19 protein-coding genes are annotated in these 25,529 nt (G+C 58.5%); 7 read left to right on the top strand and 12 right to left on the bottom strand.

Going from position 1 to position 25,529, the window contains the following annotated elements; all coding sequences use genetic code 11:
* Positions 1-162: 162 nt before the first annotated feature.
* From baeR to ABLV12_RS12775, 6 genes are read right to left on the bottom strand one after another with little or no spacing between them, the layout of a single operon-like run.
* Entirely contained in the window at positions 163-885 is a 723-nt protein-coding gene (gene baeR, locus ABLV12_RS12800) for a two-component system response regulator BaeR (protein ID WP_004103744.1), read from the bottom strand.
* Complete coding sequence (gene baeS / locus ABLV12_RS12795) at positions 882-2,411, bottom strand: two-component system sensor histidine kinase BaeS (protein ID WP_348867083.1); 1,530 nt, start codon at positions 2,409-2,411, stop codon at positions 882-884. The genes baeR and baeS overlap by 4 nt, the downstream gene beginning before the upstream one ends.
* Positions 2,408-3,823 (bottom strand): MFS transporter, encoded by a 1,416-nt coding sequence (locus ABLV12_RS12790; protein WP_325906140.1) that lies wholly within the window; start codon positions 3,821-3,823, stop codon positions 2,408-2,410. Before ABLV12_RS12790 ends, baeS begins: the two co-directional genes overlap by 4 nt.
* Before the next feature lies 1 nt (position 3,824).
* Positions 3,825-6,902, bottom strand: a complete 3,078-nt coding sequence (gene mdtC, locus ABLV12_RS12785; protein WP_004114006.1) for a multidrug efflux RND transporter permease subunit MdtC — start codon at positions 6,900-6,902, stop codon at positions 3,825-3,827.
* Positions 6,903-10,025: an MdtB/MuxB family multidrug efflux RND transporter permease subunit gene (locus ABLV12_RS12780; RefSeq protein WP_004103737.1), complete on the bottom strand. Its 3,123-nt coding sequence runs from the start codon at positions 10,023-10,025 to the stop codon at positions 6,903-6,905.
* Entirely contained in the window at positions 10,025-11,278 is a 1,254-nt protein-coding gene (locus tag ABLV12_RS12775) for an MdtA/MuxA family multidrug efflux RND transporter periplasmic adaptor subunit (protein ID WP_032745151.1), read from the bottom strand. Before ABLV12_RS12775 ends, ABLV12_RS12780 begins: the two co-directional genes overlap by 1 nt.
* 383 nt (positions 11,279-11,661) lie before the next feature.
* Between ABLV12_RS12775 and ABLV12_RS12770 the strand changes: the two genes are divergently transcribed.
* The 4 genes from ABLV12_RS12770 to ABLV12_RS12755 all read left to right on the top strand — a co-directional run bounded on the left by ABLV12_RS12770 (position 11,662) and on the right by ABLV12_RS12755 (position 14,704).
* Positions 11,662-12,423 (top strand): amidinotransferase, encoded by a 762-nt coding sequence (locus ABLV12_RS12770; protein WP_348867081.1) that lies wholly within the window; start codon positions 11,662-11,664, stop codon positions 12,421-12,423.
* Between the two features lie 28 nt (positions 12,424-12,451).
* On the top strand, positions 12,452-13,225 hold the full coding sequence (locus tag ABLV12_RS12765; RefSeq protein ID WP_016809226.1) for an ABC transporter substrate-binding protein: 774 nt from the start codon (positions 12,452-12,454) through the stop codon (positions 13,223-13,225).
* 64 nt (positions 13,226-13,289) lie between these two features.
* Positions 13,290-13,982, top strand: a complete 693-nt coding sequence (locus ABLV12_RS12760; protein ID WP_004103729.1) for an ABC transporter permease subunit — start codon at positions 13,290-13,292, stop codon at positions 13,980-13,982.
* Positions 13,979-14,704 carry an ABC transporter permease subunit gene (locus tag ABLV12_RS12755; protein ID WP_004103727.1) on the top strand — a complete coding sequence of 242 codons (726 nt, stop codon included), beginning with the start codon at positions 13,979-13,981 and terminating at the stop codon, positions 14,702-14,704. The genes ABLV12_RS12760 and ABLV12_RS12755 overlap by 4 nt, the downstream gene beginning before the upstream one ends.
* Here ABLV12_RS12755 and ABLV12_RS12750 read toward each other — a convergent pair whose 3' ends face one another.
* Positions 14,705-15,160, bottom strand: a complete 456-nt coding sequence (locus ABLV12_RS12750; RefSeq protein WP_064372571.1) for an Lrp/AsnC family transcriptional regulator — start codon at positions 15,158-15,160, stop codon at positions 14,705-14,707.
* 14 nt (positions 15,161-15,174) lie between these two features.
* Between ABLV12_RS12750 and ABLV12_RS12745 the strand changes: the two genes are divergently transcribed.
* A complete protein-coding gene (locus ABLV12_RS12745) occupies positions 15,175-16,293 on the top strand; it encodes a succinylglutamate desuccinylase/aspartoacylase family protein (RefSeq protein WP_016809223.1) in 1,119 nt (372 codons plus the stop codon).
* Between the two features lie 226 nt (positions 16,294-16,519).
* Positions 16,520-17,794, top strand: a complete 1,275-nt coding sequence (locus ABLV12_RS12740) for a dicarboxylate/amino acid:cation symporter (protein WP_004113990.1) — start codon at positions 16,520-16,522, stop codon at positions 17,792-17,794.
* 298 nt (positions 17,795-18,092) lie between these two features.
* Here the strand turns inward: ABLV12_RS12740 and ABLV12_RS12735 are convergent, their stop codons facing one another.
* From ABLV12_RS12735 to ABLV12_RS12720, 4 genes are all read right to left on the bottom strand, one after another.
* Positions 18,093-18,710 (bottom strand): positive transcription regulator, encoded by a 618-nt coding sequence (locus ABLV12_RS12735; protein WP_004103721.1) that lies wholly within the window; start codon positions 18,708-18,710, stop codon positions 18,093-18,095.
* Between the two features lie 106 nt (positions 18,711-18,816).
* The gene (locus ABLV12_RS12730; protein WP_004200439.1) at positions 18,817-18,957 is read right to left on the bottom strand and encodes a small membrane protein; all 141 of its coding nucleotides are present in this window, start codon (positions 18,955-18,957) and stop codon (positions 18,817-18,819) included.
* A 356-nt stretch (positions 18,958-19,313) separates the two neighbouring features.
* The gene (locus ABLV12_RS12725) at positions 19,314-20,012 is read right to left on the bottom strand and encodes a response regulator transcription factor (RefSeq protein WP_004103720.1); all 699 of its coding nucleotides are present in this window, start codon (positions 20,010-20,012) and stop codon (positions 19,314-19,316) included.
* Positions 20,009-21,901 (bottom strand): sensor histidine kinase, encoded by a 1,893-nt coding sequence (locus ABLV12_RS12720; RefSeq protein ID WP_348867079.1) that lies wholly within the window; start codon positions 21,899-21,901, stop codon positions 20,009-20,011. Before ABLV12_RS12720 ends, ABLV12_RS12725 begins: the two co-directional genes overlap by 4 nt.
* An 888-nt stretch (positions 21,902-22,789) precedes the next feature.
* Between ABLV12_RS12720 and ABLV12_RS12715 the strand changes: the two genes are divergently transcribed.
* Complete coding sequence (locus tag ABLV12_RS12715; protein ID WP_004113987.1) at positions 22,790-24,076, top strand: citrate synthase; 1,287 nt, start codon at positions 22,790-22,792, stop codon at positions 24,074-24,076.
* 92 nt (positions 24,077-24,168) lie between these two features.
* Here the strand turns inward: ABLV12_RS12715 and yegD are convergent, their stop codons facing one another.
* The gene (gene yegD / locus ABLV12_RS12710) at positions 24,169-25,521 is read right to left on the bottom strand and encodes a molecular chaperone (RefSeq protein WP_348867078.1); all 1,353 of its coding nucleotides are present in this window, start codon (positions 25,519-25,521) and stop codon (positions 24,169-24,171) included.
* Between the last annotated feature and the right edge of the window lie 8 nt (positions 25,522-25,529).

Here is a 25,529-nt window from a genome sequence, read left to right as displayed (position 1 = left end):
GCCTGCAATATATCATGCCGGTGACGTATTTCTTATTATTGCCGGTATTCTCAGATTATGACCCGAAGGGCGCAGTTTTTTCCTGAAGCGCCGCTGAGGGGCTTATTTGGGGGAGCGGATAACAGAAAATGCCAGCCCCGGCGCTGAGCCGGGGCTGTGCGGTTACGCCAGGCGGCAGGCGTCGGCTTCCCAGCGATATCCAACGCCGTAAACGGCGCGGATAAACGACTGCTCGGCGTCCAGCGATTCCAGCTTGCGGCGCAGGTTTTTGATATGGCTGTCAATGGTGCGATCGGTGACCACGCGGTAATCGTCGTACAGATGATTGAGCAGCTGTTCACGGGAGAAGACTTTACCCGGCTCCTGAGAGAGGGTCTTCAGCAGCCGGAACTCGGCGGGCGTGAGGTCCAGCAGCTTGTTGCGCCAGGAAGCCTGGAAGCGGCCCTCGTCGACAATCAGCGGGCTTTCGGCATCCAGCGCCTGCAGATCGCGCTGCGGCTTGCAGCGGCGAAGAATGGTCTTCACGCGGGCCACCACTTCACGCGGGCTATAGGGCTTACAGATATAGTCATCGGCGCCGATTTCTAACCCCAGCAGGCGGTCGATCTCCTCGATTTTGGCGGTTACCATCACCACCGGAACTTCAGAGAAACGGCGGATTTCCCGGCACAGAGTGAGTCCGTCGGTACCGGGCAGCATCAGATCCAGCAGGATCAGATGCGGCGGCGTCTGGCGAACGTACGGTAGAACCCGATCGCCGTGATTGATCAGCGTCGGCGCATAACCCGCCGCCTGAAGATAATCGATCAGCAATTGGCCCAGTTTGGGCTCATCTTCCACGATAAGAATGCGCGGCGTGTTTTCATCAACAGGTAATTCAGTCATACGTCTCTCGATAAATTACGTTCCAGAGGTAACTCTACTTTAATGCTAACCCCGCCCAAAGGCGAATGGCCGGCACGTAAAGTGCCGCCGTGGGCAGCCACGATGTTAAGGCAAATTGCCAGCCCCAGACCAGAGCCGCCGCTGGCACGATTACGCGACCCTTCGGTACGATAAAAGCGCTCAACCAGCCGCTCCAGCTGTTCGTCGGTGACGCCGGGCGCGCTATCGGCAAAGTCGAGAATCAGCATCTGGCCGCTCTGGCTGGCGCTAATCTGCAGGCCGCCGCCGCTATCGGTATAGCGCAGGCTGTTTTCCAGCAGGTTGTTGAACAGCTGCATCAGGCGATCCCGGTCGCCGAAAATCGCCGCGCTTTCCGGCAGCGAAACGCCAATCGACAGTCCACGGCTGGCGAAGCGCTCGCGAAACGCGCCGGCGGCGACCTCCAGCAGATTAATAATATCCACCGAGCTTTTCTGGTAGGTGAGGGCGCCTTCATCGGACATGGAAAGCTGGTGCAAATCCTCGACCAGTTTGGTGAGGGTGGCGACCTCCGCCTGTAGGGAGGCGATGGAATCCGGGGTAAATTTCCTGATGCCATCCTGAATCGCCTCCAGCTCGCCGCGCAGCACCGCCAGCGGCGTGCGCAGTTCATGAGAAATATCGGCCATCAGGTCGCGGCGCATTTGCTGATTGCGTTCAAGGGTACTGGCTAGCTGGTTGAAATCTTTCGCCAGGCGCCCCAGTTCATCGCTGCTGGTGGCGGTGACCCGGGTGGAGAAATCGCCGGCCGCCAGACGATGAGTCCCCTCAACCAGCCGTTTAACCGGGGCGAGCAGACCGCGCGCCAGCGGGAAGGTGGCCAGCGCCGCCAGCAGCGTAGCGAGGGCGACAATCAGCCAGCTGGTGCGTTTCTGCTGACGGTCGAAGTTGATATCGGTATTGCGCGTCAGGCGCTCAACCGGCGAGGCAATGACCGCGCCAACCTCGACGCCGTTAACCATAATGCTGCGCCGGGTACCGTCTGTCGGGACGCGCTCGCGCGGGCCCACCAGTACGCGCCCTTTCTGATCGACCACCCAGAACATCGTGCGCCAGCCGTGCGGAGGCATATCAGGACCGGGACCGCGATCGCCACGATCGCCGCGCGGGCCATCAAGGGGGCGGTCCGGCGCGGCATCCGGCGGCATCTCTCCGGGGCCGGGGCCCGGACGCGGTTCGTCCATCGGACCCATGCCGCGACCCGGCGGCGAGCGATCGTCATTGTCGCGCTCAAAGGTTTTCAGCAGCTGGAAAATAAAGCGGTCGTTGTTGCGCAGGAACTTCCAGCTGCCGTGCTGGGCATACTGTTCGCTCAGGGCATCGCCGAGCATGGTCAGGCGCTGTTCGTTGCCGCGCTTGATATAGTCGATAAAGCCGCGTTCAAAGCTAATACGCACCGCCCAGTGCATGCTGATTAGCAGCACGATGCAGGTGGCAAGAATCGCGATAAACAGCTTGCCGGTAATGCCGGGACGCCAGAACTTCAAGACTCACTCCTTTTACGGCGACGAATCACGGTATTCATCGTGGTGTCGTCCGGTACGCGGGAAAAAATGAGTGCCGGCAGCGCAATAACCACCGCCATGCTTAAGTAGGTATAAAGAAACACCTGATGAGCGGTCGCCGCATCGACGCCGATATGCTGCTGGCCGTAGAGACCGAGTAGCATCCCGGCGATAGTGACGCCGATACTCATCGACAGCTGCATGACCATCGATAGCATGCTGTTGCCGCTGCTGGCCAGATCGTCGGGCAGGTCTTTCAGGGTCAGGGTATTCATTGAGGAGAAGCGGCTGGAGTTAATCATTCCCTGCAGAAACAGGACCACCGGCAGCAGCCAGTACCAGCCCGCGAGCGCGACGCCCATAAATAGCAGGCTGACCAGCGCGAGGCCGATCGTTGAAGTCACCAGCACCCGGCGATAGCCGAAGCGGTTGACCACCTGAACCACAATGCGCTTCATTCCCATGCTGCCAAGCACCATAGGGATCATCATCAGCCCGGCGTGGAACGGCGAAAAGCCGAGGCCAATCTGTAAAAACACCGGGGTCATGAACGGCAGCATGCCGCTGCCGATGCGCCCGGCGAAGCTGCCGCCAAGGCCGAGAGAAAAGGTGCGGTTGTTAAACAGCTTCAGGCTGAACAGCGCGTTGCGGTTGCCGCGCGCGTGCCACAGATAGCACAGAATTGACGCCGCGCCGATGGCCACCAGCGCCGTCAGCCACAGGGGGGAGATTCCGAGCCCCTTTTTGCCGTCGAGCGCCAGGGTGAGCGTTGCCATGCCGGCGGCCAGCAAAATAAAGCCGAGGATATCAAAGCGCCGGGTTTGCAGAGTGTAGTTGGGCATCAGCCACAGTGTGGCGATGGCGCCGATGATGCCAACCGGAATATTGATCAGAAAGATCCAGTGCCAGGAGGCGTACTCCACCAGCATCCCGCCGAGCGCCGGGCCGAGCAGCGGCCCCACCTGGCCGGGCAGGGTGACGAAGGTCATCGCCGCCATATATTGGCTGCGCGGGACAATTTTCATTACCGTCAGGCGGCCTACGGGAACCATCATTGCGCCGCCGACGCCCTGCAGCACCCGGGCCAGAATCAGCTGATCGAGCGTGGTGGCCTGCGCGCAGAACAGGGAGCCGGCGGTGAACAGCACGATGGCGCTAAAAAAGATATTTCTTACTCCGACACGATCCGCCAGCCAGCCGCTGGCGGGCAGCATCACCGCCACCGTCAGCACGTAGGAGACGATAACCATATGCATATGCAGCGGGCTCTCCCCAAGACTTTGCGCCATTGAGGGGAGGGCGGTGTTAACGATGGTGGTATCCAGCGCCTGCATAAAAAAGCCAAAGGCCACTATCCACAGCTGCCAGCGTACGCTGGAAGGAAGATCTGTCATGTTATTCGCTTACCGGTTGATGGACTTTTCGCGAAAAACGCAGCCGCAGACGGTCGAAGAACAGATAGACCACCGGCGTGGTATACAGGGTCAACAGCTGACTCATTACCAGACCGCCGACAATGGTGATCCCCAAGGGCTGGCGCAGCTCGGCGCCATCGCCGCCAGAGATAACCAGCGGCAGCGCGCCGAACAGCGCCGCCAGGGTGGTCATCATTATCGGCCGGAAGCGCAGCAGACAGGCCTGGAAGATTGCCTCTTCCGGCGGCAGGTTGCCGTTGCGCTGCGCTTCCAGGGCAAAGTCGACCATCATGATGGCGTTTTTCTTCACAATGCCAATTAATAGCATAATCCCGATAAGCGCGATTAGGCTGAACGGGGCATCGAAAAGCTCCAGCGCCAGCAGCGCGCCGACGCCCGCGGACGGAATAGTCGACAGAATGGTTAGCGGATGAACGTAGCTCTCATAGAGGATCCCCAGCACGATATAGACCGTGGCGATAGCCGCCAGAATCAGGATCACCTGCGAGTTCATGGTCTCCTGGAACACCTGCGCGGTCCCGGCGAACGACCCGCGGACGCTGGACGGCACGCCAAGCTGGGTCATCGCCCGGTTAATGGCGTCGCTGGCTTCTGACAGCGATTTGCCGGTAGGCAGGTTAAACGACACGGTCGATGCCGCCGACAGCCCCTGATGGTTCACCGACAGCGGGGCGTTGGCCGGCTGCCATTTGGCGAAATAGGATAGCGGGATCGGCTTGTCTTCGCTGTTGATCACAAACATTTTATCGAGGGCGCTGACGTCCTGGGTGTAGACCGGGTCGACCTGCATCACCACTTTATACTGGTTCAGCGGCTGGTAGATGGTTGAGATCTGCCGCTGACCGAAGGCGTTATTTAGCAGATTATTGGCGTCCTGCACGCTGATGCCGAGTCGCGACATGGTATCGCGGTCGTAGATCAGGTCCATCTCGGCGCCGTTATTCTGGCTGTCGGAGTTGACATCCGCCAGCTCCGGCAGCGCCGCCAGCGTTTTGCGGATTTTGGGTTCCCACTCCCGCAGCGCCGCAAGGTCGTCCGACAGCAGCGTGTACTGGTAGCTGGCGTTGGCCTGACGGCCGCCGACGCGGATATCCTGTACCGCCATCAGGAACAGGTTGGCCCCCGGCTCTTTGGCCAGCTTCTTCCGCAGCCGATCGATAATCTGCTGCGCCGTTTCATGGCGCTCATCGCGCGACTTCAGGGTGATAAACATCATCCCGCTGTTGACCCGCGAGCCGCCGGTAAAACCGGTGACGTTGTCCACCGCCGGATCTTCACGAATGATCTTCATAAAGTCCTCCAGCTTGCCGCGCATCGCCTGGAACGAGATGCTCTGATCGGCCTGGATCCCGCCCATCAGCACCCCGGTGTCCTGCTCCGGGAAGAAGGTTTTAGGAATCGAAATATAGAGCCAGACGCTCAGCGCGATGGTGCCAAGCAGCACCAGGCCGGTTAAGCGGCTATGCTTCAGTACCCACTTCAGCGACTTACCGTATCCGCCCTGAATCGCCACCAGCAGGCGGCCAACACCGCGCTTGCGCGTCGGCTCGTGCGGCTTGCCGCTTTTCAGCAGCCAGCCGCACATCATCGGCGTCAGGGTCAGGGAGACCGCCAGCGAGATGCCGATCGCCACCGACAGAGTAACGGCGAATTCGCGCAGCAGCCTTCCCGGCAGGCCGCCCATCAGCAGCAGCGGCAGGAATACCGCCACCAGCGACAGGCTCATCGACAGAACGGTAAATCCGACTTCCCGGCTCCCCTGCAGCGCCGCCTGCAGCGGCTTCATGCCCGCTTCGAGATGGCGGGAAATGTTTTCCAGCACCACGATGGCGTCATCAACCACGAAGCCGGTAGCGATGGTCAGCGCCATCAGCGACAGGTTGTTAAGGCTGAAGCCGCACAGGTACATGGCGGCGAAGGTGCCGATCAGCGAAACCGGAACCGCCACCGCCGGGATCAGCGTCGCGCGCCCCGAGCGGAGGAAGAGGAAGACCACGAGGATCACCAGCGCCACCGAGATCACCAGCGTTTGCTCAACTTCCTCCAGCGAGGCGCGGATGGTCGGCGAACGGTCCTGGGCGATTTGCAGATCGACAGAGGCCGGGATGGTGCGCTGTAGCTCCGGCAGACGGGCGCGAATGCTGTCCACCGTCTCAATGATATTGGCCTCCGGCAGCTTACGGATCATCAGCAAAATCGCCGGTTTGGCGTTAGTCATCCCGGCGTTGCGCACGTCCTGCACCGAATCGGTGACGTTGGCGACGTCGCCGAGGCGCACCGCCGCGCCGTTGTTGTAGTGCACGATCAGCGGCTGGTATTCGGCAGCGGTTTTCAGCTCGTCGTTGGTCGCCACCTGCCAGCGGTGGGTGGCATCTTCCAGCGCCCCCTGCGGTTTACGCACGTTGGCGTTGCTGATGGCGGTGCGCACCGCGTCGAGCGACACGCCCTGGTTAAACAGCGCCTGCGGGTTGAGGTCGACGCGCACAGCGGGCAGCGAACTGCCGCCGACGTCGACGTCGCCGACGCCGTCAATCTGGGCAATGGTCTGCGCCAGTTGGGTTGAGGCGAAGTCGTACAGCTCACCTTGGGACCAGGTGTCCGAGGTGAGGGTGAGGATCATGATCGGCGCGTCTGACGGGTTGGCTTTGCGATAGGTCGGACGGCTCGGCATACCGCTCGGCAGCAGGCTTTGCGCAGCGTTAATCGCCGCCTGCACGTCGCGGGCCGCGCCGTTGATATCGCGGTCAAAGTTGAACTCAAGAATGATGCGCGTACTGCCGAGCGAGCTGGAGGAGGTCATCTCATTGACCCCGGCAATCCGCCCCAAAGAGCGCTCCAGCGGCGTCGCCACCGAAGAGGCCATGGTCTCCGGCGACGCGCCGGGAAGCGAGGCGCTGACCATGATAACCGGGAAGTCCACCTGCGGCAACGGCGCTACCGGCAGCAGGCGAAAACCGAGGATGCCGCAGAGAGTAATAGCGAGCGAAATCAGAATCGTCGCCACCGGACGGTAAATGAAGAGCGCGAAAAACTTCACCTACGCCTCCTCTTCACGCCGCGGGAATCGGCTCTTCATATACAGCGACAGTCGGTCGAACAGCAGATAGATCACCGGGGTAGTGAACAGGGTCAGCACCTGGCTGAGCATCAGACCGCCGACCATGCCAATCCCCAGCGGACGGCGCAGCTCCGCGCCGACGCCGGTGCTGAGCATCAGCGGCAGCGCGCCGAGCAGGGCGGCGAGGGTGGTCATCAGGATGGGACGAAAGCGCAGCAGACAGGCCTGGTAGATAGCCTCGCGCGGCGGCATGCCCTGTTCGCGTTCGGCGGCCAGCGCGAAGTCGATCATCATGATGGCGTTTTTCTTGACGATGCCGATCAGCAAAATGATGCCGATAATCGCGATAACGTCCAGTTCGCTCCCCGCCAGCCACAGCGCCAGCAGCGCGCCCACGCCCGCCGTCGGCAGGGTGGAGAGAATCGTTATCGGGTGAATAAAGCTTTCATACAGTACCCCGAGGACGATATACATCGCCACTACCGCAGCGACCACCAGCCAGACGGTGCTGCCCAGCGCCGACTGGAAAGCCAGAGAGCTGCCCTGGAACTGGGTGCGGATATCGCTCGGGAATTCCAGCGCCTGTTCGGCGCCAAGGATGGCATCGACCGCATCGCCCAGCGAATAGTTATCCGGCACGTTAAATGAGATGGTGGTGACCGGGAACTGATCGAGATGGTTTATGGATAGCGGGGCAAAACGCTCCTCGACGCTGGCGATGGATTTCAGCGGCACAATCCCGCCGTCGCTGCTGGTCAGGCGAATATTATCCAGCGCCGCCAGCCCCGGCGTGGCTTGGGTATCATGCTCCAGCACCACGCGGTACTGATTCGCCTGGGTATAGATGGTGGAGATTAAACGCTGGCCGAAGGCGTTATACAGCGCATTATCGACGTCCGCCATACTGATGCCGAGGCGGCTGGCGCTATCGCGGTCAACGTTGATATACGCCGCCAGGCCCTTGTCCTGCCAGTCGCTGCTGACGTCGGAGAGCTGCGGCAGCGCCTGCAGCCGGGTCAGCAGCTGAGGGACCCAGTTGCTGAGCGCATCCAGCGAGTTCGCCTGCAGGGTGAACTGGTACTGAGTGCGGCTGACGGTGGTGTCAATGGTCAGATCCTGCGTGGGCTGAAGGTAAAGCTCAATGCCGGGAATCCCGCTCACCGCGTTCTGCAGGCGGCCGATCACCGTCTGCACGCGATCGTCGCGCTCGTCCAGCGGCTTAAGGTTGATTTGCAGGCGGGCGCTGTTGAGCGCCGGGTTGGTGCCGTCAACCCCGACGTAGGAGGTCAGGCTTTCCACCGCCGGATCTTTGAGTATCGCCGCCGACACCTGCTGCTGGCGCTCGGCCATGTTGGCGAACGACGCCGACTGCGGCGCCTGCAGCGTACCCTGAATGATGCCGTTGTCCTGAATCGGGAAAAAGCCCTTCGGAATAAACACCCACAGCATAATCGACAGCACCAGGGTACCGAGGGCCACGCTCAGTGTCAGCCAGGGATGATTCAATACCCGGCTCAGCCAGCGGCCATAGACGGCGATCACCCGCTCAAAGAAACGCTCGCTGGCGCGCGAGAAGCGGTTCTGCTTGCGCAGCGACTCGTGGCTCAGCATGCGGGCGCACATCATCGGCGTCAGGGTCAGCGACACCACCGCGGAGATCAGGATCGCCACCGCCAGGGTAATGGCAAACTCGCGGAACAGGCGGCCCACGATATCGCCCATAAACAGCAGCGGGATCAGCACCGCAATCAGCGAGAAGGTCAACGAGATAATGGTAAAGCCAATCTCTCCGGCCCCTTTCAGGGCGGCGGCCAGCGGCTTTTCGCCTTTCTCGATATAGCGCGAGATGTTTTCGATCACCACGATGGCGTCATCGACCACAAAGCCGGTGGCGATGGTCAGGGCCATCAGCGTCAGGTTGTTAATCGAGAAATCGAGAAACACCATTACCGCAAAGGTGCCGACCAGCGATAGCGGCACGGCGATGCCGGGAATAATCGTCGCCGGGACGTTGCGCAGAAAGACGTAAATAATCATCACCACCAGGGCGATAGCCAGCATCAGCTCGAACTGAGTGTCGCTAACCGACGCCCGGATGTTGGTAGTGCGGTCGGAAAGCACCTGTACTTTGACTGATTTCGGCAGGCTTTCGGTCAGCTGCGGCAGCATCTGGCGGATGCTGTCGGCGGTAGAGATAATATTGGCCCCCGGCTGGCGCTGGACGTTCATGACGATCGCCCGCTGATTGTTCGCCCATGCCCCGAGCCAGCTGTTTTCCGCGCCCTGTTCCACGGTGGCGACGTCGCCGAGGCGAATCGGCGCGCCGTTCTGCCAGGCGATAATCAGGCGGCGATAATCTTCTGCCGACTGCATCTGATCGTTGGCGGAGAGGGTCACCGCCCGCGCCGGGCCGTCAAGGCTCCCTTTCGCCGAGTTGACGTTGGCGCTGGTTATCGCGGTGCGCACCGTTTCGCTGGTCAGCCCGAGCGCGGCGATGGCCTGGGCGTTGAGCTTGACGCGTACCGCCGGGCGCTGGCCGCCCGCGAGGGTGACCAGCCCGACGCCGGAAACCTGGGAGATCTTCTGCGCCACGCGGGTCTCGACCATATCCTCGACCTGGGTCATCGGCACGGCGGAAGAGGTGACCGCGAGGGTCATAATCGGCGGATCGGCGGGGTTAACTTTGCTGTAGACCGGCGGGTTAGGCAGGTCAGAAGGCAGCAGGTTGGTGGCAGCGTTGATGGCCGCCTGTACTTCCTGTTCCGCGACGTCCAGCGGCAGCGTGAGCTGGAACTGGAGCGTGACCACCGACGCGCCGCCGGAGCTCTGGGAGGACATCTGCTTGAGGCCGGACATCTGGCCAAACTGGCGCTCCAGCGGGGCCGTCACGGATGAGGTCATCACGTCCGGGCTGGCGCCGGGATAGAGGGTTACCACCTGAATCGTCGGGTAGTCCACTTCCGGCAGCGCCGAAACCGGTAAGAATCGATAGCCGATAATCCCGGCCAGCATGATGGCCACCATTAACAGCGTCGTGGCGACCGGGCGCATGATAAACAGACGGGAAGGGCCGCCCGTACTGCTCGGCGGTAACACTTGCATCAGGAGCGCGCTCCTTTTTTACCGTATTCGCGGCTGGTGGCTTTTTCCGGCTCGGCGGCGGTTGCCGCATCGTGGGCTTCGACGACCTCAACTTTTGCGCCTTCCGTCAGACGATCGATCCCGTCAGTGACCACGCGATCGCCGGCGGAGAGACCGGCGTTGATCACCACTTTAAGACTGTCCTGAATACCCGGCGTGACGGTGTGCTTGCTGACCTTATTCTCGTCGTTCAGTACCCAGACGAAATGACCTTCGTTACCCATTTGCAGCGCGGCGGTTGGGATCACTACCGCGTTTTGCTCGGTATCGACCAGCATACGGGCGTTGACGAATTGATTGGGGAACAGGGCGTCATCAAGGTTTGTAAAGCGCGCTTTCAGCTTGATGGTGCCGGTGGTGGCGTCAATCTGGTTATCGAGGCTCAGCAGCGAGCCTTCGCTGATTTTCTGTTTATTGGTGCGGTCCCAGGCTTCGACCGCCAGCTTTTTCCCCGCCTTTTGCGCCTGTATGACGGTGGCGATTTGGTTTTCCGGCAGCGTAAAGACCACATCAATAGGGTGGGTTTGCGTCAGTACCACAATGCCGGTGGTGTCGCCGCTGGAGATCTGGTTGCCGATATCCACCTGTTTTAAGCCGACCCGGCCGTCAATCGGCGCGGTGATGCGGCTCCAGTTCAGCTGGAGCTGGGCGCTGGCGACAGCGGCTTCGTCCGCCTTAATCGTGCCCTGGGTTTCGCTGACCAGCGACTGCTGGGTATCCAGCTCCTGGCGCGACACCAGATTGGTTTTCACCAGCTGCTGGTAGCGCGCCAGATCGCGGCGGGCGTTGGCGAGGGTCGCCCGATCTTTGGCCAGTTGCCCCTCGGCCTGGGCGAGGGCGACTTTAAACTGGCTGGGATCGATTTCCGCGAGCAGATCGCCCGCTTTGACCTGCTGGCCTTCGGTAAAGTGGATCGCCAGAAGCTGGCCGTCGACGCGGCTGCGCACGGTGACGGTATTCGCCGCCGTCACGGTGCCGAGGCCGGAAAGGTAGCGCGGCACCGCTTCGCTGGTCGCGGTTGCCGCCTGTACCGGCGCGAGGGCGGCGCCAAAACGACCGGGCCGTCCGCCTCCGGGGCCCTGCTGACGCGCGCCTGTCGCCGTCGGCGCGCCGCTATTTGCCGCTTCGCGACCCTGCCAGAACCAGTACGCGGCGCCCGCGACGATCGCTACCACCAGCACGGCTGCCCAACGGCTTTTATTGCTACCTTTCATTAATTTGCTATCTCATCCTGAAACGTTTCACGGAATGATACTAGTTTAGTCAGCGAACGCCGCTTAAAAATGGAGGAATTATGAAAAGACTGTCCAGAAACGTCTGGAAAAAACGCTTTTCCTTGAGCCGGTTACGATGAATAGTTAGGCGCAAAATTCGCTTAACGATTTTGCTTAGCCGGGCGAGGAACCCGGTTAATTATCGCCGGTCATTCGCTGTTTCTTAAGGGTCACAGCGGAATGCGTCGCAGCCAGGCTGATATACAGCGTGAATAAGCGGCCCCGGGGCGTGATTCAGCCTGATTGGCAGGCGCATCTGTTTAATAATCAAATTCACTCAAGATTTTGCTTTAAGCAATGCGACCACTATCAGAGGGTTCTTTATGCATTTTACCCAAGCTATCGCCCGTCTACCGGCCGCCACCTGCGGCGCAGGACAAACTACCGCCCAACTGGGCGCGCCGGATATCGCCGCCACCACGCGCCAGTTTCTCGCCTATGTAGAGACCCTTCTGCAGCTCGGTCTGAAGGTCACCGTGCTTCCTGCCGCGGCGGAATATCCCGATGCGCACTTTGTTGAAGATACCGCGGTGGTCATGCCGGAACTGGCGGTGATTACTCATCCGGGCGCGCCGAGCCGTCAGGGCGAAGTCGATACCATTGCGCCGGTGCTGGCGGGGTTTCGTCCACTGGTGCAGATGAGCGAAAGCGGACATATGGACGGCGGCGACGTGCTGCTGGTGGGCCAACGATTTTTTATCGGCCTGACGGGGCGTACCGATGAGCAGGGGATCCGCGAATTTGCCGCCGCCGTTGAGCCGCACGGCTACACGGTGACGGCGATTGAAGTGAGCGCCGGTCTGCATCTGAAATCGATCGTCAACTATGTGGGCCGCAATACGCTGCTGCTGACGGAAGGCTACGTTAACCATCCGGCGTTTAGCGGCTTCAACCGTATCGTGATCCCGGAGGAAGAGGCCTACGCCGGAAATACGCTGTGGATCAACGATACCTTAATTACGCCGCAGGGCTACCCCTGTACCCTGGGCGAAATCAGCAAGCTGGGAATGCCTGTCGTGCAGCTCGACACCAGCGAATTTAAGAAAATGGATGGCGGCCTGACCTGCCTCTCACTGCGTTTTTAATTTTTGCGCCGACACCGGGGAGATCGAAATGAAACTACGCCTTGCCGCACTACTGGCCTGCATGGCGCTCAGCGCGCCGCTGGCCGCCCAGCAGTTTGATACCATTAGCTTTGGCGTCGATGGCGGCTATCCGCCGTTTGACGTACTGGCCCCCAGCGGTGAAATTACCGGTTTTGATATTGATATCGCCAACGCGCTGTGCACCCAGCTAAAAGCCAAATGCGTTTTCGTTAAGCAGCCGTTCGAAAGCATGATTGCCGCTCTCAACGCGCATAAGTTCGATGCCATTATCGCTTCGCTCAATATGACCGATGCGCGTAAAAAGGAAGTGGACTTTACCGACCGCTACTACCGCAGCGCAGCGCAGCTGGTGGCGCGCAAAGGTAGCCCGCTGCTGCCTGAGGTCGCCAGCCTGAAAGGCAAGACCGTCGGCGTCCAGACCGGTTCCACCCATGAAGCGTTTGCGAAGGCTAACTGGGCCAACCACGGCGTGAAGATCGTCAGCTACGCGAATCAGGATAACGTCTACCTCGACCTGCTCTCCGGACGTATTGACGCCGCTTTGCAGGATAATATCCAGGCGGCGACCGGCTTTATTGATACCCCGCGCGGGCAGAAATTCGCTTTTGCCGGTCCGGTCATTCAGGACGGCGGCATCTCTTCCGATGTGGGGATTGCGGTCAATAAAGATAATCCGGCGCTGCGGGATGCCCTGAACGGCGCTATCAAGGCTATTCGCGCCGATGGCACCTACGACGCTATCCAGAAAAAATACTTTAGCATTGATATTTATGGCAAATAAGCCGTGAAGGCGAGGGCGCAGGCGCTGGCTTGCGCCCCTTTACGGCACCCGTGGAAGGCTGAACATGGTCGCAGACTATTTACCCTTACTGTTACGCGGCGCGGCGCTTTCGCTGTGCGTGATGCTCTGCTCATTGCTGGTCGCGCTGCTGCTGGGCCTGATCAACTCGCTGGTTAAACTCTTTGGCCCGCCGTGGCTGCGCCTGTTTTCCACCGCCTACACTACCCTGGTACGCGGTATTCCCGAGCTGGTGATTATGCTACTGCTGTTTTTCGGCGGCGAGATGCTGGTTAACCTGCTGCTGGCAGCGGTGGGGCTGGGGCCGGTGCGCTTCAATACCTTTTTTTCCGGCGTGCTGGCGATTGGCTTTGTGTTCGGCGCCTATTACACCGAGACCTTTCGCGGCGCATTTCTGACCGTCGATCGCGGGCAAACCGAAGCCGCGCAGGCCTACGGAATGCGCCCGTGGACGGTATTTCGCCGAGTGATGCTGCCGCAGATGCTGAGCTTCGCGATTCCCGGGATCAATAATAACTGGCTGGGGCTGATGAAAGCGTCGGCGCTGGTGTCGATCCTGGGCCTGGAGGACATGGTATGGCTGGCCGAGCAGGCCGGGCGCGCCACGCAGAAACCGTTCCTCTTCTATTTCCTGGTTTCCCTGATTTATATGGTCATTACCGCGCTCTCCAGCTGGTTGTTTAGCCGCCTGGCGAAGCGTTATGCGCTGCGTTCTTCCACGGCGGGGGCCGCGCTATGAATCTGCAAACCTTTCTCGATGCGATCCCGAGCTTTATCTGGAGCGACGGCAACGGTGCCGCCAGCGGGCTGGCGATAACGGCGGAGCTGTTTTTGCTCTCCATCGTTCCCGGGATGGCGCTGGCGATTGCGTTGGCGGTGGGGCAGGTGTACGGCCCGCGCGCGCTGGCGCTGCCCATCCGTGGTTTTACGTATTTTTTCCGCAGCACGCCGCTCTATCTGCAACTGATGCTGATTTACTACGGCCTGTCGCAGTTCGATATCGTGCAGACGGGTTGGATGAACGAGCAGCCGTTCTGGCTGCTGTTTCGCGATGCGACTTTCTGCGCCACGCTGGCGCTGGTGCTGAACACCTCCGCTTACGTTGCGGAGCTGCTGGCGGGGATGATGCTGACCTTTCCCCGTCAGGAGTGGGTTGCCGGAGAAGCCTATGGGATGGGGAAATGGCAGATTATTCGTCGTCTGGTGCTGCCCGCGACGCTCAGACGCGGGATCCCGGCGCTGAATAATGAAATGGTCTTTTTGCTCCATGCCACCTCGCTGGCCAGCACGGTAACCCTGCTGGATATTACCGGCGTGGCCCGCGCGTTCTACGCCATGACCTGGTCGCCGTTTATTCCGTTTCTGATGGCCGCGGCGCTCTATCTCCTGTGCACCTTTCTGCTGATTTTCGCCTTTTCCCGCGCCGAACGGCGCTGGCTGGCGTTTATCCGCCGCGGCTAATCAGGAGCGCTTAATCGCCTGTAGTTCGGTCAGGGTAACGATTTTATCAACGTGAAACTTTTTACTGGTCAGCCAGCTATCCGCCAGCTGGCAATAGTGCGTCATGCTGCGACAGCCGATGCGTACCAGAAAGTCGAAGCTGCCGCTCACCAGCCAGCAGTCCAGCACTTCGGGCGTCTGGCGCATCTCCTGTTCAAATACCGGCTGCGAGCGGCCGTGGTCGGCCAGGGCGATTTGCGCCTGCACCACAAACGCATGCTCCGGCTCGGGCAGTTCGATAATGGCGCTGTAGCCGCGAATGATGCCGTCACGCTCGAGGCCGCGCACGCGTTCCAGACATGGACGCGCGGTGAGATTTACCTGCTCCGAGAGCTTCTGATAAGAAATGCGGCCATCCCGGCGCAGGATTTCAAGGATCTTATGATCGATACGGTCAAGCCGGGTTTTCTTTTCCACAGATGGGATGTCCAATGAAAATTAAACACGATACATTACCTCAACATGCGCTCGGTGGGCAGCGGCAATTAAGCCATTTTCATTTCGGCGCGCCCGGCGCCGGCGAGAAAGTCTATCTGCAGGCGGGGCTGCACGCCGATGAAATTCCGGGCATGCTGGTTCTGCATTATCTTAAAAGATTACTCAGCCAGGCGGAACGACGGGGCGAGCTGCGCGGTGAAATTATTATGGTGCCGGTAGCCAATCCGCCGGGGCTGGCTCAGCTGCTGCTTAACAGCGGCATTGGCCGTTTCGATCTGGCGAGCGGGCGCAATTTCAACCGCGACTTTCCCGATCTGGCGGCGCTGGCGCAGCCCTGGCTACCCGCGGAATCGCCCGCCACGCGCGCCGAATATCTCCAGCAGGTGCGCGATGCCATGCAGAAGGCGCTGGCGGCGCTTCCCGTGGCAAGCGAGGTTCAGGCCCTGCGTCAACATCTGCTGAGCCTCGCCTGCGATGCCGATCTGGTGCTCGATCTCCATTGCGATGACCAGGCGATTTTGCACCTTTACGCCGATCCGGCCTGGCAACGCGAGGCGAACGTACTGGCGGCTTTTCTCGGTATTGGCGCCGTGCTGCTGTCCCAGGAGAGCGGGGGCAACTCGTTTGATGAGGCCTGCGGCCTGCCGTGGCAGCGTTTGAGCGCGCTAAACCCGGCGTGGGGCCCGCAGCAGCCCGGCTGTATGGCGGTGACCGTGGAGCTGCGCGGCCAGCACGAGGTGAATCACGCTACCGCCTGCGACGACGCCGAACGTATTTACCGTTATCTGCAGTACCGCGGCGTGCTGGCGGGCGACAAGCCTGCGGTGCCGCAGCAGGAAACGGTGATGCTGCCGTTTGCTGCCGGAGAGATTGTCACCGCGCCGGCGACCGGCATCCTGGTGCCGCTAAAACAGCCGGGCGAATGGGTCAGCGCCGACGATGTCGTCGCGGAAATCATCGACCCGCTGACCGATATGGTCAAAGCGGTGCGGCCGACATCGGGCGGGCTGATTTATGCCAGCCGGCGGGCGCCGTTTGTCACGCTGGGGGCGGAAATAATGAAAATCGCCGGCGAGCAGCCATTCAGCGGCGGCGGCGGGCTGGCGATGTAAGCGGACAGCATCCCTGAGCGTATTTTTGCCCGCCGTCGGCCGTGGCGGAATGAACTTGCTTGATGCACGTCAACGAGCACATCAACTTTTACTATAAAAACTAAAAAAAGAGTTGTAACCCCGTCTGCTTTTATTCAATTTATGTGATGAATGTTTGGTGTGCTCCAATAAATAAAATATATGCACATTGATAACAACACGTTAAATAAATCAGGGGTTAATTTTTGTGGCAAGTGCAAACAAACTCACGCTGTTCATCGTTATCTTTATGCTGTTGGGGATCCTCTCCGGCGCGGCCATTCACGCATACGCCGCGCAAACAACCATAACCGCATGGTCTGAAAATATTACGCTGCTGACCGACGTGTTCCTGCGCCTGATTAAAATGGTGATTGCGCCATTAGTCTTCAGTACGCTCACCGTCGGCATTATGCGGCTTGGCGAAACGGCTACCATTGGGCGGGTCGGCGGTAAAGCCATGGTGTGGTTTGTTACCTCTTCGATTCTCTCCATTCTGGTTGGGTTGGTGATTGTTACCCTTGAGCACCCCGGCGCCGGGTTGAATCTGGCAATTCCGAAAGAGTCGGTAGATACCGGCCTGGCGGTGAGCGGGATGAGCCTGAAAGGCTTTCTGACGCATACTATTCCGACCAGTATTACCGAAGCGATGGCCAACAACGAAATTCTGCAAATCGTGGTGTTCTCGATGTTCTTCGGCATTGCCGGAGCGTCGCTGGGGGAAAAATTCAACGCTCCGCTGGTGGCGGCCCTGAACGTGGTTTCCCATATTATGCTGAAGGTCACCGGGTACGTGATGTACGTGGCACCGCTGGCGATTTTTGCCGCCATCTCTTCGGTTATCGCCTCGCAGGGGCTGGGGATCCTGCTTAACTATGCTTCGTTCATCGGCGGTTACTACGTTGCAGTGCTGCTGACCAGCATGGTGCTGCTGGCGGTGGGATATATGGTGCTGAAAAAAGAGGTTTTTCGCCTGCTTAATATGCTGAAAGATCCGGTACTGGTGGCGTTTACCACCAGCAGCTCAGAAGCTGCCTATCCGAAGACCCTTGAGCGCCTCGTGGAGTTCGGCTGCTCGCGTAATATCGCGTCGTTCGTGCTGCCCATCGGCTACTCCTTTAACCTCGTCGGCTCGATGGTGTACTGCTCGTTTGCCGCGATGTTTATCGCTCAGGCCTACAATATTCATCTGAGCTTTAGCGAGATCACCGTGATGATGCTGACCCTGATGCTGGCATCAAAGGGAATCGCCGGGGTGCCGCGCTCGGCGCTGGTGGTGCTGGCCGCGACCATCCCGAGCTTCAATATCCCGGTGGCGGGTATTTTGCTGCTGATGGGTATTGACCATTTTCTCGATATGGGGCGTTCCGCGATTAACGTGCTGGGGAATGGGATCGCGACGGCGATGCTGTCAAAAAATGAAGGTCTGTTGCAGGAAGAGGTCGCGGAAGAAGAAGCCGCGGCTCAGCAGGTCGAGGCCTGATCGTCGTGCGCCCTCTCTGACGGGGGCGCGCTTCGTCATAAAAAAGAGGCCCCTAACAGGCACGCAAGGGGCAATGTGACGAAGTAACAGATTCCTCGATAAAGACGTTTTTCTTATGGCTAAAAACACGCTACGGTATTTTCATATCAAGGAACCGGATCATGTTACTGCTGCGCGTAACACCAGAGTAGATATTTTTCATCTCACTGATATTTTTTCGGATTCCCGACCCTTACAAGCCGTCAAATTCCTAATTTTATCGCGCATAGTGTTACTCAGTTCCGGCATATTCGCGGGTTTACCAGCGCTCTTTTAACAAATTAATAAACTGGAAAAAGTCATAATGGTTATTGAGGCGATATTTTTCCATGATTTTACTTTTGTGCCAGGTGATGGTTTTGGGCGTGACTTTGTGCAGGGCGGAGATTTTACTGATATCAAAGCCATGAATAATTCCGGAGGCGACGGCAACCTGCGATTTTGACAGCATTTTGTGCGGGCAGTTGCTGCAGACTATCGCCGAGTCGGCCCGCCGGGCCAGAACCAGACCTTCGCACTTTCTTAGCTCCTGAGCAAGGATGGCCAACATCCTGTCAATATTAACTAATTTTATCGACACGAAAATAACCCCTTTCAGGCAGTTAACAATCAGTTCCTGCTCCGGGAGCTGGTCGTAGCTGTGCAGTATAATAACTGAGCTATCTGATTTGCGATTTTTTAGACTGGTATTACACAGGTAGATTTCACCGGGGAGAACCTCGGCGATAATAATATCCTTATCAAAAAAATCATTTTTCTTATACGAAAAGCTGACGTGCAGATGACCGTCGCGGCGGGTCAGCTCATTGACCATGGAAGCCAGCGATTGCCGCAGAAAAGTGTTGCTGGTATTGATTGCGATGTTTATTTTTTTCATGGCGCTAGTTCCCTGTAAATCAACATAACGCCATGTAGCGATCAATCCTCCGGGCGTATGCGGTGATTGTTACTGTGCAGATAATTTATTATTGGTGTCGCCTGAGTTATTTTCTGCGCGAAGAGTGCTTGGCTGAAAACGGAAATTTCTGTTTTCTCCTGTCGCGGATATATGAAATAAGGCTATATACCGAAACGCAGAGGCAAAATATGCACAGTAATAAGGCTAACCATGTTTGCATGGCCATGATGGATATCCTTTAATTAAATTTTCAGGTGTTAAAAATGTACATCCCAGGCACGAGAATATTCTTATTCTCTTCTTTAAACCGTGCCGGCACAGGCGAACGGACAGCGTACAGCGGGCGGCCAGCGTTCAGGCTGTGCTGAATCTGGCCACAGCCGGTTAGCCTGAGGACGCTTTGAATCGGTACGCTCCCGATGCCATGTCAATGTAAGAAAATTCTTAATATGCTGTCAGTCTCATTTCTCTCATTCCTCTCAAAAACTGAAAAAAAGTGATCAAGAGGCGGAGGAATGAAAAACTATCCGCCATGACGCCGCCGCAAAGATGCAATGCCTGCTGAGGCCGGGTCGGCAAATATCAGGAAAGAAACGCCAGACCTTTGCCAAAAATAGCGCGAATCGGCAGGGCCATGCCCTGAAGGCGGGCCTTGTGGCGCAAGCGGCTGACGACGACATCGATCCGGTGCAGTTCCGGTTCGCCTTCATCGGTGAACAGAGAGGCGTGCAGGTCAACTTTGCTGCACACTTCATTGCGGTTGCGCATTAACAGTTCCAGCAGACGGTACTCCTGCTGCGTTAGCGGCAGGATCAGCCCCGATGGCGCAATTAACTGTTCGCTTTGTAATATCCAGGTGGAAGAGGCTGACCGTTCCGCTGATATCGTCGGCGCGGTGGGCTGGGGCGCGGATTGCTGGCGGAGACGGGCGCCAAGCGCGTGAATGCTCTCCGCGAGGTCGGAAAAGTTGACCGGCTTGATGAGATACAGGTCGGCGCCGGCGTTCAACGCCTGCAGGCGATCCTGCTCATGGCCTCTGGCGGTGATGACGACCAGTCCGAAATGGCCAATTTCATGCAGATAATCCAGCACGCTAAATCCGTCTTCTCCCGGTAAACCGATGTCGATGAGCACGATATCAACCGGATCGCGATGCAGCTGCCGCCAGAAGGCTTCAGCGCTGCGCACGCCCCATGCATCGAAGCCGCGATGGCGTAAAAAGGCCAGCAGTTCGTCGAGTAAATCAGCGCTATCTTCAACGATAGCGACGCGTAATGTCATGATTTGTCCTTCTGCTGTCCATCCAGCGGCAGTGTGAGCGCAAATTCGCACCCGTCAGCGGTATTCTTCGCCAGGCACAGCTCCCCCCCGTGGGCCTGTATGATTTGTCGGGCGACGTACAGACCCAGGCCGGTGCCGGCTGGCGTGGTCGTATGGGTTTCGCCGCGTCGATAGCGCTCAAAAATATGCTCAACCTGTTCAGGCGCGATGCCGGGGCCGCGATCGCCAATGCGTATTTCAAACCCTTTTTGCAGGCGATAAATCTCGATTCTTATTTCACCTGATGCCGAATATTTGACTGAATTATCGAGCAGATTAGCGATCGCAATACACAGCAGCCCGCTATCAATAAACAGCACCGGCGAAGGCGATTGCGGCCCGACAGTTTGCCCTTCGCAGATGACATGTAAATAATGATTCAGCGACAGATCCACTACCGTGGCGGCGATATAGATAACCGGCAGCAGCTCCGCATTCTGCCGGTCGGCGTGCAGGTCTCTGGAGGAAAGCCGGGCATCGGCGAGGCAATTATCGGTGAGCTGCACCAGGCGGGTGGTCGCTCGCTGCATACGATCGAGGCGCGCGCTCTGCGTGGACACAGTGGGGCACAGGCGCAGATTTTCCAGCGCCGCCTCGAGGATGGCCAGCGGCGTTCTGAACTCATGCGCCACCATCCCCATAAACTGGCGCTGGTGGAAGCTGGCCTCGCGTTCAATTTGTAACTCTCTCGCCAGCTGCTGCTTGCGCATCAGGGTACGGTTTTCCGCCCGCACCCGCAGTACGGCGATGATCAGGACGGTGACGATATGGATGATCAGCGCATACTGCCAGGTGGAATAAACCCTGTTATGAAACGGAATCACGCCGTGTACCGAGAGCAGGGCCAGCCCGGCTGACACCACGTAAACCGGCGGCAGCAGCCCGAGCAGCAGCGTATTCATATCAACCGCTTTACGCCGCCACAGCATCCATGAGGTGATCAATAGCACCGGGGAGGCGATAAAAAATATCCCCGCTTCAATTTGCATTGCCCGGCCGTAAAATCCCAGCGGGATGCTGATTTGCAGCGCAATGTTTAAGCCGATCGCCGCCAGCAGCAGTTGATGCAGCCGCGGCATGTTCTTCTTCAGATCGAAGACCTCGCTATGTAGCCACAGCGCGGTGGCACAGCTTACCAGCGACAGGCAGCTAATCATGTAATCCTGAACCGGCAGAAGGGCGTCGCCGAATAACCATTCCGGGTAGCCATGCAGGGCCGCGACGAGCGGATAGTTCAGCGAAAACAGGCAGATCCCCCACAGCAGACGTCGGCGCAGCGCAACGGCAAGCCACAGGGCGATGCCGCTGGCAATGACCGCCAGACCGAAATAGAAACTCCAGAAAGCGGTATCGAGGGTGGCCGAACGGACGAATTCCTGCGGCGATGAGAGCGTCGCCAGCAGGATCAGGGTGCTGCTGCTCTGCAGACGGAAGACCATCTCGTAGCCTGCCGCCGTGGGCGGGGGCGCTAAAATCAGCACGCTTTCGCGGTAGTCGAGGTCGCTATCGCGGGCTGGGGCATGGTCGCCAAACTCTTTTGGTTTCCACGGGCTATCGCTGCCGTAGGGGCGATAATAGACGGTTAAACGATCGATAAACGGTGGGCCAAGCTGCAGCCAGCGCTGCTCGCCGGAAAAATAAGCCGCCGGGAGTGACGTGCGCAGCCAGAAAGTTTTTTTTGAATACCCAAACGACGGGATCAGCGACGCCGTTTTTAGCGCCTCTTGCGGTAGCGCAAGAAAGGCGTCGAGGGACATCTGGCCGCTGGCGTCGGCGTACCAGTCAACGGGAATATCGATTCCCAGCTGACGGACTTCCGCGCGCGCCGGCGTACCCATCTGCAGGGCCATAAGGATGCTGCACCATGCCCAGAAATGCGGTCCACGGTGCCTGCGAAGAACATCAAAAAAAGCGCACAAACGATTCAATTACGCCCCCTTGCGGCATGGACTAATCAATCCGTACGGTATAAACGCGCCGGGGCTCTGCGGCTGGCACAGACAACTCTCCGGAATCCGGGAAATAAAATTACAGGGCTGGACAACGCAGCATTCTGCTGGTGCCGAAGATATTATTCCAGCGTTATCTGCAAGCCGGGTAACTGGCCAGACCTGCCGTAAGAAGATTCGCAATCAATGTTAACGTATGAGGGCGAGTCATAATAAGCAAGTGGAAAATTCAAACAGCGCATAGGGATTTATGATGCTGCCGTGAAGGTGCATGGAGTTATATACCATTAGCAATAGATTATTTAATCAGCGCATATAAAAGCAGGTGCTTATATTAAGCTTTAACGAATGTCGGGAGAAATGATGGTAATAAACCCTACCTGTCGCCAGGGCCGAGGGGGCAGCGATCGCACGGGGGCGTCAACGCCCGCCGGGGCACCCGTGATAAATAACGCATTCAGACAATCAGGGCCGCAAAGTCTAGAGACGCGAATCCTGCAGGCGCAAAAAATTAGACAAATATGGTTATATATTGCTCATTGATGAAGTAAAAATATGATTCACAGGCGGAATGTCAGAATTTAGATGCAGCTAATTTCAAGAGATGCGTATTTTATGCGGTTGAAAAATCGCCCTGACGTTCCTTAAGTATGAATAATAGCCGTCGTTTATCAATGTTTTGGTTATTTATATCAAAGAATCAGCGGTCGACTGTGGTTATGTTGGTTATTCCGCCTGGAGAAATGACCAGGTTAATCATTGACTCGTTGTGGAAGGGGACCTTACAGGATGACGACGAAATCGCTAACGCTTTCTTTGGATGAACAGCAGTCTATTCCTTTGGGTACGGTGGCGGGAACGCTGGGCCACCTCGGCATGGATATCCGTCCGCTGGCGTCTTCAGGCCTGTGCAGTTTCGACCCCGGCTTTGCTAATACCGCCGGCTGCACGTCGGCTATCTCCTGGATCGATACCGAGAACAGCGTTCTGCTGCACCGCGGCTATCCGGTCGATCAGCTGGCTCGCCAGTGTGACTTTCTTGAAGTGGCCTGGATTCTGCTGCAGGGCGATGCGCCTGATGAAGCCAGCTATCAGGTGTTCAAAAATACGATTACCCGCCATAGCCTGGTGCACGAGCAGATTGCGCGGATGTGCGGCAGCTTCCGCCGCGACTCGCATCCGATGGCCTTAATGTGCGCCCTGGTCGGCACGCTGGCGGCGTTTTATCATGATGTGCTGGACGTTGAAAACCCGGAGCACCGGGCTCTGGCCGCCACCCGCCTGCTGTCGAAAATGCCGACGCTGGCGGCGATGAGCTACAAGTTCTCTATTGAGCAACCGGCGCAGTATCCACGCAACGATCTCTCTTATGCGGGCAATTTCCTGCATATGCTGTTTGCCATCCCGGCGGAACCGTACCAGCTGAATCCGGTGATTGAACAGGCGATGAACCAGATCCTGGTGCTGCACGCCGATCATGGCCAGTGCGCATCAACCACCACCGTTCGGGCGGCGGGCTCTTCCGGGGCGAACCTGTTTGCCTGTATCGCCGCAGGGCTCGCTTCGCTGTGGGGGCCGACCCACGGCGGGGCTAATGAAGCCAGTATGCGGATGCTGGAGGAGATTAAAACCGTTGATCAAATCCCTGCGTTCCTGAGCAAAGCGAAACGCGACCCGCAGGCGTTACGTCGTCTCGGATTCGGTAACTCTCGCTACCGTAACCTCGACCCGCGAGCCGCCATTTTGCGCGAAACCTGTCATCGGGTGCTGGAGGAACTGGGGATGTGCGATATGCCATTGCAGGTAGCGATGGCCCTCGAAGAGGTGGCGCTGACCGACCCGTACTTCGTGGAAAATGGCCTGTCGCCGAGCGTTGATTTCTATACAGCGGTGATCCTCAAAGCGATGGGGCTGCCTTCATCCATGTTTGTGGTGATCACCGCCGTTGGCAGAACGCTCGGCTGGGTGGCGCACTGGAACGAAATGCACGAAGCGCCGCTGAATATTTATCGCCCGCGGCAGATTTATACCGGTGAAAAGAGGCGGGATTACGTTTCGCGGCGCGAAGGGCGCTGAGAGGAGGCGGCAATCGGGGGGAGTGAACCCGGCTCGCGCTGCGCTAAGCCGGGCAACAAACTCACTGCGTCCCGTAGTCCGGGAACGGATGGTTAACGAAATACCACCTGCGCCCAGCGGGCCAGACCGGCGGTGACCGAGCCAAAATCATCGCCGCCGGCAACCGGAATACCCGGCAGATGGGCTGCCAGCGCTTTTTTAATCAACGGCGAGCGAGCGCTGCCGCCGGTCAGGTAAATCACATCCGGCTGCTCATTGCTGTTATCCAGCGCCAGCTGAACCTGCTCCATAATGCGGGTTAACGGCTGATCCAGCGCGGCTTCCAGCCCCTGCTGGCTGATAGCCGTGGCCAGCTCATCGCTGATAAACGGCAGATCGGTTGTCACGGTCGGCTGCGCGGAAAGGGCGATTTTACTCTCTTCCGCGCTACGCACCAGACGGTAGCTAAGACGCTGACGCCACACCTTCAGCAGCAGCGCGACCTTCTCGCTATCGCGGGCGCTGTGCAGCAAATCGTTAAGCAGACGACCATTGGCGGCGCTGTAAAAATCGGTCTGCGCCGGAACGTCGTTAATCGCCACCGCATTCCACCACGGCAGAATCGGCAGCGCGATACCTTTTTCCGTATCGCCGCCCATCCCCAGCAGCGGCATCAGGCATTTAAAGGCCAGGGCGATATCCAGGTCGTTACCGCCGACGCGGCAGCCGCTATGGCCGAGCAGGCTTTGCTGGCGATCGGCTTTTTCCCGCCACTGCGGCCCCATCAACAGCAGTGAACAGTCGGTGGTCCCGCCGCCGATATCGACGACCAGCACGCGTTTTTCTTCGCTCAGCGTCGCTTCGAAATCCAGACCGGCGGCGACCGGCTCAAACTGAAATACGACGTCGCGAAAGCCCGCGCGCTTTGCCGCTCGCTCAAGAATTCCCTGCGCCTGGGCGTTGGCGTCATCGCCGCCCAGCCCCTGGAAGTTAATCGGCCGTCCGATAACCGCCTGGTCGATGGCGTCCGGCAGCTGCGTTTGCGCCTGGAGTTTGATATGCAGCATCATGGCGCAGACTAAATCTTCAAACAGCGCAACCTGCTGCGGCTTGAGCCCGCTGGCGCCGAGGAACGATTTCGGCGACTTCACGAAGTAAACTTCTTCCGGATCGTCAACGTACTGATGCAGCGAAGCGAGGCCAAACTGCACGCTGTTGCTGAGTACATCGATATCTTCCTCACGATTGAAGCTTATCGCGCGGCGCAGCAGCGCCTGGTTTTCATCACCGTTGGGCGGGACGTCATGATGGCGGTAGAGCCACTCGCTGACCGCTTCGCGGGTCGGCGCGCAAAGCATGGACGGCAGCAGTGAACTGCCGTTTTCCAGCGTCAGCAGCTGCGGTGTATTTTCGCGCATCACCGCGACCGAACAGTTAGCGGTACCGTAGTCAAAACCAATATACATAGCCTGCA

Source organism: Klebsiella sp. CN_Kp100 (genome assembly GCF_040065315.1).
GTDB lineage: Bacteria > Pseudomonadota > Gammaproteobacteria > Enterobacterales > Enterobacteriaceae > Klebsiella > Klebsiella oxytoca.
The sequence above is the reverse complement of the archived record's forward strand: the minus strand, read 5'-3'. Positions and strand labels throughout refer to the sequence as shown.

What these genes read in the sequence shown, in the direction of transcription:
- yegD (WP_348867078.1), bottom strand. Translation starts at nt 25,521, where the DNA reads ATGTATATTGGTTTTGACTACGGTACCGCTAACTGTTCGGTCGCGGTG.
- ABLV12_RS12725 (WP_004103720.1), bottom strand. Translation starts at nt 20,012, where the DNA reads ATGACATTACGCGTCGCTATCGTTGAAGATAGCGCTGATTTACTCGAC.
- baeR (WP_004103744.1), bottom strand. Translation starts at nt 885, where the DNA reads ATGACTGAATTACCTGTTGATGAAAACACGCCGCGCATTCTTATCGTG.
- ABLV12_RS12745 (WP_016809223.1), top strand. Translation starts at nt 15,175, where the DNA reads ATGAAAATTAAACACGATACATTACCTCAACATGCGCTCGGTGGGCAG.
- ABLV12_RS12715 (WP_004113987.1), top strand. Translation starts at nt 22,790, where the DNA reads ATGACGACGAAATCGCTAACGCTTTCTTTGGATGAACAGCAGTCTATT.
- ABLV12_RS12765 (WP_016809226.1), top strand. Translation starts at nt 12,452, where the DNA reads ATGAAACTACGCCTTGCCGCACTACTGGCCTGCATGGCGCTCAGCGCG.
- ABLV12_RS12770 (WP_348867081.1), top strand. Translation starts at nt 11,662, where the DNA reads ATGCATTTTACCCAAGCTATCGCCCGTCTACCGGCCGCCACCTGCGGC.
- ABLV12_RS12730 (WP_004200439.1), bottom strand. Translation starts at nt 18,957, where the DNA reads ATGGCCATGCAAACATGGTTAGCCTTATTACTGTGCATATTTTGCCTC.
- ABLV12_RS12775 (WP_032745151.1), bottom strand. Translation starts at nt 11,278, where the DNA reads ATGAAAGGTAGCAATAAAAGCCGTTGGGCAGCCGTGCTGGTGGTAGCG.
- ABLV12_RS12720 (WP_348867079.1), bottom strand. Translation starts at nt 21,901, where the DNA reads ATGGCCCTGCAGATGGGTACGCCGGCGCGCGCGGAAGTCCGTCAGCTG.
- ABLV12_RS12755 (WP_004103727.1), top strand. Translation starts at nt 13,979, where the DNA reads ATGAATCTGCAAACCTTTCTCGATGCGATCCCGAGCTTTATCTGGAGC.
- ABLV12_RS12735 (WP_004103721.1), bottom strand. Translation starts at nt 18,710, where the DNA reads ATGAAAAAAATAAACATCGCAATCAATACCAGCAACACTTTTCTGCGG.
- ABLV12_RS12760 (WP_004103729.1), top strand. Translation starts at nt 13,290, where the DNA reads ATGGTCGCAGACTATTTACCCTTACTGTTACGCGGCGCGGCGCTTTCG.
- ABLV12_RS12780 (WP_004103737.1), bottom strand. Translation starts at nt 10,025, where the DNA reads ATGCAAGTGTTACCGCCGAGCAGTACGGGCGGCCCTTCCCGTCTGTTT.
- ABLV12_RS12790 (WP_325906140.1), bottom strand. Translation starts at nt 3,823, where the DNA reads ATGACAGATCTTCCTTCCAGCGTACGCTGGCAGCTGTGGATAGTGGCC.